At 39.9% G+C, this 7130-nt stretch carries 2 protein-coding genes; both read right to left on the minus strand.

Annotated elements, in window-relative coordinates; genetic code table 11:
• Positions 1 to 1284: 1284 nt before the first annotated feature.
• A complete protein-coding gene (locus VIH09_RS04335; RefSeq protein WP_331578260.1) occupies positions 1285 to 4338 on the minus strand; it encodes a hypothetical protein in 3054 nt (1017 codons plus the stop codon).
• A 961-nt stretch (positions 4339 to 5299) separates the two neighbouring features.
• Positions 5300 to 7130 (minus strand): methylmalonyl-CoA mutase family protein (locus VIH09_RS04340; RefSeq protein WP_331578262.1); only part of this gene is annotated, 1831 nt, incomplete at its 5' end.

Below are 7130 nucleotides of genomic sequence, written 5' to 3' on the forward strand. Positions count from 1 at the left end.
CTCAATCAAAACAAATCTTTCGAGTTTAGAAAGTCTGCAATAAATCAACTTCAAAAAGGGAGAACAAACCATTATTAATGATTTTTAATTGATTGGATATCAAAACGATGAAACCCTCTTTTATGCAAAAAAAAATTATCAAAATCACGAACAATTACTCAGTTTAAATCCAAATAAAGTTAGGTATTATGTCTAAAAAAGGAAAGAAACTAGCCCCAAACAAGATAAGATACCGCTATCGTCGACAAAGGACATTGTCTCTAAAGAAAAGCATTACAAACGCATAAAATTAATAACAATATACGTGTTAACTTATTGATTTTCAATAATTTAAATAATTTTATTATTAAAAAATAGTTAATCAAAAAAAATGTTAAGTCCCTAGAATTTTGGCAAATAATCCTTGATTATTGGCTTAAAACATTAAATTTCAGATAATTTTTTAACGCTATAATTTGCGATTGTACATTATCAAAACGGGAGGGAAAATTATTTGTTTTGAGCACTATATTCTTTATGATCTCAAATTTCTTAATGCCGTGTTAAATAATTAAAAAACTAGAGCCTCTTTATCATTTTATATCGTCGGTTACAAAAAAAAAGACCAACCAGCAGGTACAAACTCAATGGTCATTATTTTCAAATTTCCCTTTAAATTATAACTCTGCTAAGCCTACTGCATCTTTACTCAGACTTTACTGATTAAAGTCATTTCCGCGAGTTTTTTGGTGATTTTTGGTCCTGCCATTATTCATTCCGACTTCAGTAGATTGTTGTATTTTGCTCTTGAGTGGATAATAATATTTAAAGGAAAAACGGAAAGCAGCTGTGGTTGCATAAAAGAGAAACACAACTATTTTAGACCTTGGCGCAGCTTCATTTCTATTAATTTTCCTTGCGTGTAATTAGATTTTAATCTCAACTCTTTTATAATTACCCGATACCCGATGGATTCTACCCTTCGCTTTTTTCAAAAAATAAAAAAACGAAACCGTTGTTTTTGGATTTGTAAAACCTAATAAACAACTGTTCCTATGTTGTGTCGCTGAATTCGATTAGATGTCTTTTAATAGTTTATTACTGTTTAATTGGAAACTATGTTGTTTCTGAAAATCGATGCCTGATATATCCTTATTTCTAATAAAATAAAAACACATTTTTCATTAAGCCATGTTTCACTAGCTTTAGGTGATGTCTTAACTTTCTCATTTTAAAAGGCTACATATTAACGCAAAAAAAAGCATCCGCGAAAACGGATGCTTTTAAATTAAATTAATTAGTTAACTATTTGGAAGACATGACTTTTTTCATGCTGCTTCCTCTATCAGTAGTCAGTTTGACAATGAAAACCTCTTCTTGCCCTCTATAAGTGTGAAGGTGCAAATTAATTTCTTTGTTCAAATAACTATTTTCATCCATCTTAGAGAGTATTAATTCGCCCTGCGCATTTAACACTTCTATTTTCACATTAGAGACATACTCAAAATCATATTTAATTACAAGTTTGTCTTTAAAAGGAACCGGATAAGCTGTAAAGCCAGCAGCTTCCCTTTTCGGATTATTTTTGTCATTATTAATGATTGGACTGGTAGTTGATTGTCCTCCTTTTGGGTCTGCACTGGTTCCTCCTAATGGACATCCTGTATTATTAAGTATATCCAATTCGGTTGCCAGTTTGCCAGGTGCATTTCCTCCAGCTAAATAAGCTGCGTTTACAGCATCAATAACCATTTGGGAGTTGCTACCATAAGGTGCTGGGTAATGAACTTCATCACTACATGTGTTCAATAATGCGGCTACCCCTTGACGTGCCAGGTTGAAAATACCTCCACCGCCTAAATTAAGGGCTTGCAATAAAGTCAAATTCGCAAGATTGGACGGTGCGTTTACAAAAACATCACCAAACAACATCGTAGTGGAATAAGTAGAACACCATCTGTCTGTATGGTTTTTCCAATATCCTAAAGTACATCCTTCGCAAGGCAATACGGTTATGGTTTGACTACAAGTCGCTTCGTTACCACAGGCATCCGTTGCTTTCCAAGTACGGGTAAGCCCGTCAATGGAAGTCGATACAATCACAATTGTTACATCACCATTGCAATTATCAGTTGCTGTAGGAGTATCAAATACCACCTCTGCATAACAATCAATTGTTTTATTTGGTGAACATGTGATAACGGGAGGTGTAGTATCCACGGTCCAAGTGTAGGTAACGCTTACTTCGTCGGCCACATTTTGACATGCATCCGTAAAGTTGGCGGTCCAAGTTTGGCTGTAGTTACATCCGTCTGCGATTGCTCCGCTGTCCGTAATTACGATGTCGCCAGGGCTACATGCCTCGGTTAATGTAAATACCGGAACCTCAAACGTTGCGTTGCATCCCAAGTCTCCACTTACCGCTGTTGTTGCGATAACTGGTTTGTCTGTATCCACAATATGAAGCGTCCTGATACATGTGTTCTCACAACCGTTGGCGCCCATGGTAATTAGCTGTAGTACAAAATCACCGCAAGCACTACCGGCGGTAGCACTTACTGTTTGACTACTGGCGGAACCTACTATAGTGGCATTTCCTGAAATAATTGACCATGCGTAACTGCTTAGCCCCGCTGGCCCCGAATAAGTGTGCCCAGCAGATGAAGGGCAGAAATTATCGTCCGTTCCTGAAATATCGCAAGATGGTGGCGTTATGTCTTTTTCAACAACCACCGTGGCCTCGGCGAAGCAACCCAGAAAACCTGGTGCCAGAGCCCTTACTGTATATGTTCCGGCAACCGTAACCACCCTATCTGCGTCCTGTGGGTTATCACCAGGAATGAGTATGCCTGAAGGGTCATACCATTCTATTGACGCTCCTGTTGGAGCTATATTAGTGGCCAAAATAGTTGCGTCAGTGTTAATGCAATTAATCACTCGATTTACGCTTGCATCTACTGTCGGTTTAACCAAAAACCCGAATAAATAAGGTCCTGCAAAATCTTTTTGTTCACTGGTAAAGGAATCGTTCTGCCCACCGGCAGAACTGCGGGTCTTAACCAGTAAACTACCCAGTATATTGGAGCAGGGATCATCGTCCCCACGCGTGTCTAGACCAAAAGCGGTTAGATCTATTCCGATTTCAACATGCTGATATGTCTGATATTCATCATAAAATTCAGCTTTCTCCCCTTGCAATGTTCCCCAAGGAGGTCCTAATGTAGAGCCTTCTATATTGACCCTTCCCCAAATACTTGCCACATCTGCCATACTTTTGGCAACAATACGTCCGTATCCGAAATTTCCGCTTTGCTCCCCTTTTTCAAAAGTGTCAGGGACAACAGCGAAAGGGCGGCCAGCTAATGGCAATGAATTGAAACTATTAAAAACAGCTTCATCCATCCATACCCTGATTCGAACATCTGGGTTGGTACCGCCATTTTCATAATCGATCGATACGATAATGGTTCCCGGAACGTCTACGGTTCCGTCAGTATTAAAAGTCCATGCGGTACGCCCGCCGTCCGGTCCGGTGTTGCCTAAATTCAAATCACCTTCGTTGTACGTCACTCCAGTTCGAAAAAATTCGAAATCTATGTGCTTGCTTCCCGAAGTGGCTCTCAACGTGGCCGCGGCAAATGCCCAAAGTTTCGTAAAAGGTCTCGGGTCATCCACGGTGGGTTCTTTTGGACCTTCCCCCCTTAAATGCGCCATCACGTCAATGATGTCATCCTTTTGAGGAATACTTCCCGACCCCAGATTCCAAGTAGCCGGGTTGTCGGAATTCTTATCCGCGGTACTTGTAAAGATGCTGGAGTCTATATTACCCTGCGCCGAATTGGTATCCCGTCCATAAACGGCATCTAGCCACAAATAGGGAACAGGAACGCCATTAACGGTACTGACCACGACAGGAAATGGAAAAGGCGGTGTGGGATCGGTTATAGACTGCCTTCTAACAAAGGGAATGTTGTTTCCGTCAACGTTAAGTCCCTCCTCATACGGCAATTCTTGATTGATTACTCCCTTTCCAGACCCAGGAAACCTATCCTGGTTAACGAACCAGTCATCCGTGCCAATAGCATCTGGATGAGGCGTAGGTATCGGAAAATGCAGCAGATTGGCGTAAGCATCGGCTTCAACACCGAAATTGGCCTTTACGGCACCCCCTCCAACTAACTGGCCATAAGAATTAGGCATAAAACCGAATCCAAATAGAAGCAGCAGCCCGTAAAAAAGGAGCCTATTACCTACGGCATTAGCTCCAGAGAACATCGGAAAACCTGTCTTAAAAATACAGGAAAAAGCATGGCAATACTCTTGCATACCTTTTTTCTTAAAAAAAATAAATTTTTTCATAATAATAGTATTTTTACATCATAAAAAATTAAACAAAAAGTTTAGAGACTTGGGAAGAAAACTATTAGCATTCCATCTTCAAAAAAATGAAGTAATCCGTCGAACGAAGGGTTTTTTCATGAAAAAAAATCCTCACACTAAGTTTACGAAAAGCTTAGTAAATGCGATAGAGTAGGCTAAACGCGAAAAATAAAGATTGGGATGAATTCTAAAATAAAGGGCCACAATTTGATTTAAAAACTGAAGCCAACAATAACAGAAAAAAATTTTTTTTATAGTTAAAATAAAACGATATTGTCTAATTATAAAGCGCAGATTGCCAACTATTTAATCGTTTTTTTACTGTTAAATCAAAGTTAGCCATTAATAAAAAAAAAGAAAAAAAATCGCAGCCCAAACAGACAAGATTCCATTTTTATCGATAACAAACAGGGTCTGTTAAGAAACCCTTTACATAAATAAAAAATTAATAAAAAACATCCTGTTAATACATTGCAAATGAATTTGTTACGTGTTTTATTACATAAATTTTGTTAACAAAAAGATCGAGAGTTCCAGAATCAAGGTTATGCCTAGTTTGATGCTGATGTTGTGCCTCTATTTTTCATAAAGGATCTGAAAAATGAATTTCCAGTCCCGATGTTTTTGGCTTTTTAGAGATTACCAAAACGGCATTTGTAATTAAGCTGTGGATTTTCAACTCGTCGAATGGACTGCAAATTAAGGTCCTTTAAGTTAAAAATAGATTTCTATAAAAAGTGGTTTTCCATATTACGGCGAAAAACAGGGCAAACGACTCATCTCGAATGTGGAATAAACGCAAACAAAAAAGACCTTCCATCGCTGAAAGGTCTTTTTTTTATAAATAGCTATCCCGCTGATAAACGGTTCTCCGAGGTCCCGCCATGCATCGGGATAAGCGATTCAACGACTTTTTGCGATGTAAAAAGTCGTTCTCTGCCTACATATTTCTTCTGTACTGGCCACCGACCTCAAAAAGAGCCGCGGTGATCTGTCCCAATGTACACACTTTGGTGGCTTCCATAAGGTGATCAAACAAGTTTTCATTTTTAATGGCCGCATCCTGAATGGCATCCAGCTGTACTTTCACCTGTTTGGCATTGGCCTTATGAAGTTTTTCCAGAGTTTGAATCTGGAATTGTTTCTCTTCCTCTGTCGCGCGAATCACCTCAGCCGGTATTACAGTTGGTGAGCCTTTTGAGCTCAAGAAAGTGTTCACCCCGATAATTGGAAATTCCCCCGAATGTTTCAAGGTTTCGTAATACAGACTCTCTTCCTGAATTTTAGAACGTTGGTACATCGTTTCCATGGCACCAAGCACTCCTCCTCTTTCGGTAATTCGGTCGAATTCCAGTAAAACGGCCTCTTCCACCAAATCTGTCAATTCTTCGATTATGAAAGAACCTTGGATCGGGTTTTCGTTTTTGGACAAGCCCATTTCCTTATTGATGATCAACTGAATGGCCATAGCACGACGAACCGATTCTTCGGTTGGCGTTGTGATCGCCTCATCATATGCGTTGGTGTGCAAAGAGTTACAGTTGTCATTTATGGCATACAATGCTTGTAAAGTAGTACGGATGTCGTTAAAATCAATCTCCTGGGCATGCAATGAACGCCCTGAAGTTTGAATATGGTATTTCAACATTTGGGCCCTTTCATTGGCTCCGTATTTATTTTTCATGGCTTTCGCCCAAATTTTACGCGCCACGCGACCGATAACCGCATATTCAGGATCCACCCCATTCGAGAAGAAGAACGATAAGTTAGGTCCAAAATCATTGATGTCCATTCCACGGCTCAAATAATATTCCACGTAAGTGAAACCATTAGAAAGCGTAAATGCCAATTGCGTTATTGGATTGGCTCCCGCTTCAGCGATATGATAACCTGAAATTGAAACCGAATAAAAGTTCCTTACGTTGTTAGTGATGAAATATTCCTGTACGTCTCCCATTAATCTCAGAGCGAATTCAGTCGAGAAAATACAAGTGTTTTGCGCTTGGTCCTCCTTTAAGATGTCGGCCTGAACCGTTCCACGAACTTGAGACAGCGTTCTTACTTTGATTGCATTATAAACGTCGGCAGGCAATACCAGATCCCCGGTCACTCCTAAAAGCATCAGTCCCAATCCGTTGTTCCCCTCGGGCAAATCGCCATTATAACGAGGGCGATCTACACTCTTGTCATTATATATTTCGTTGATTTTTGTCTCAACCTCTTTCTCTAGATTGTTCTCTTTAATATAAAGCTCGCATTGCTGGTCGATGGCGGCATTCATGAAAAAACCAAGTAACATGGGTGCAGGACCGTTAATGGTCATGCTCACTGAAGTCATAGCGTCAACCAAGTCGAAACCGGAATACAGTTTTTTGGCATCATCCAAACAGCAGATGGAAACACCGGCATTACCGATTTTTCCATAGATATCCGGACGAAGATCCGGGTCGTTCCCGTATAAAGTCACGCTGTCAAAAGCGGTTGACAAACGTTTTGCGGGCAAATCGGCGCTTACGTAATGGAAACGCTTGTTGGTTCTTTCCGGTCCACCTTCACCGGCAAACATACGAGAAGGGTCTTCTCCTTCTCTTTTGAATGGATACAATCCGGACGCGAAAGGGAATTCTCCGGGTACGTTTTCCTGCAGACACCAACGTAAAATGTCGCCCCAAGATTCATACTTAGGCATCGCAATTTTTGGTATTTGGGAATGGGATAATGATTCCGAATGCGTATTTATTTCAATTACCCTATCTCTTACCTTAAAGGAA

The sequence above is a fragment of the Flavobacterium sp. genome (genome assembly GCF_036515215.1).
Taxonomy (GTDB): domain Bacteria; phylum Bacteroidota; class Bacteroidia; order Flavobacteriales; family Flavobacteriaceae; genus Flavobacterium.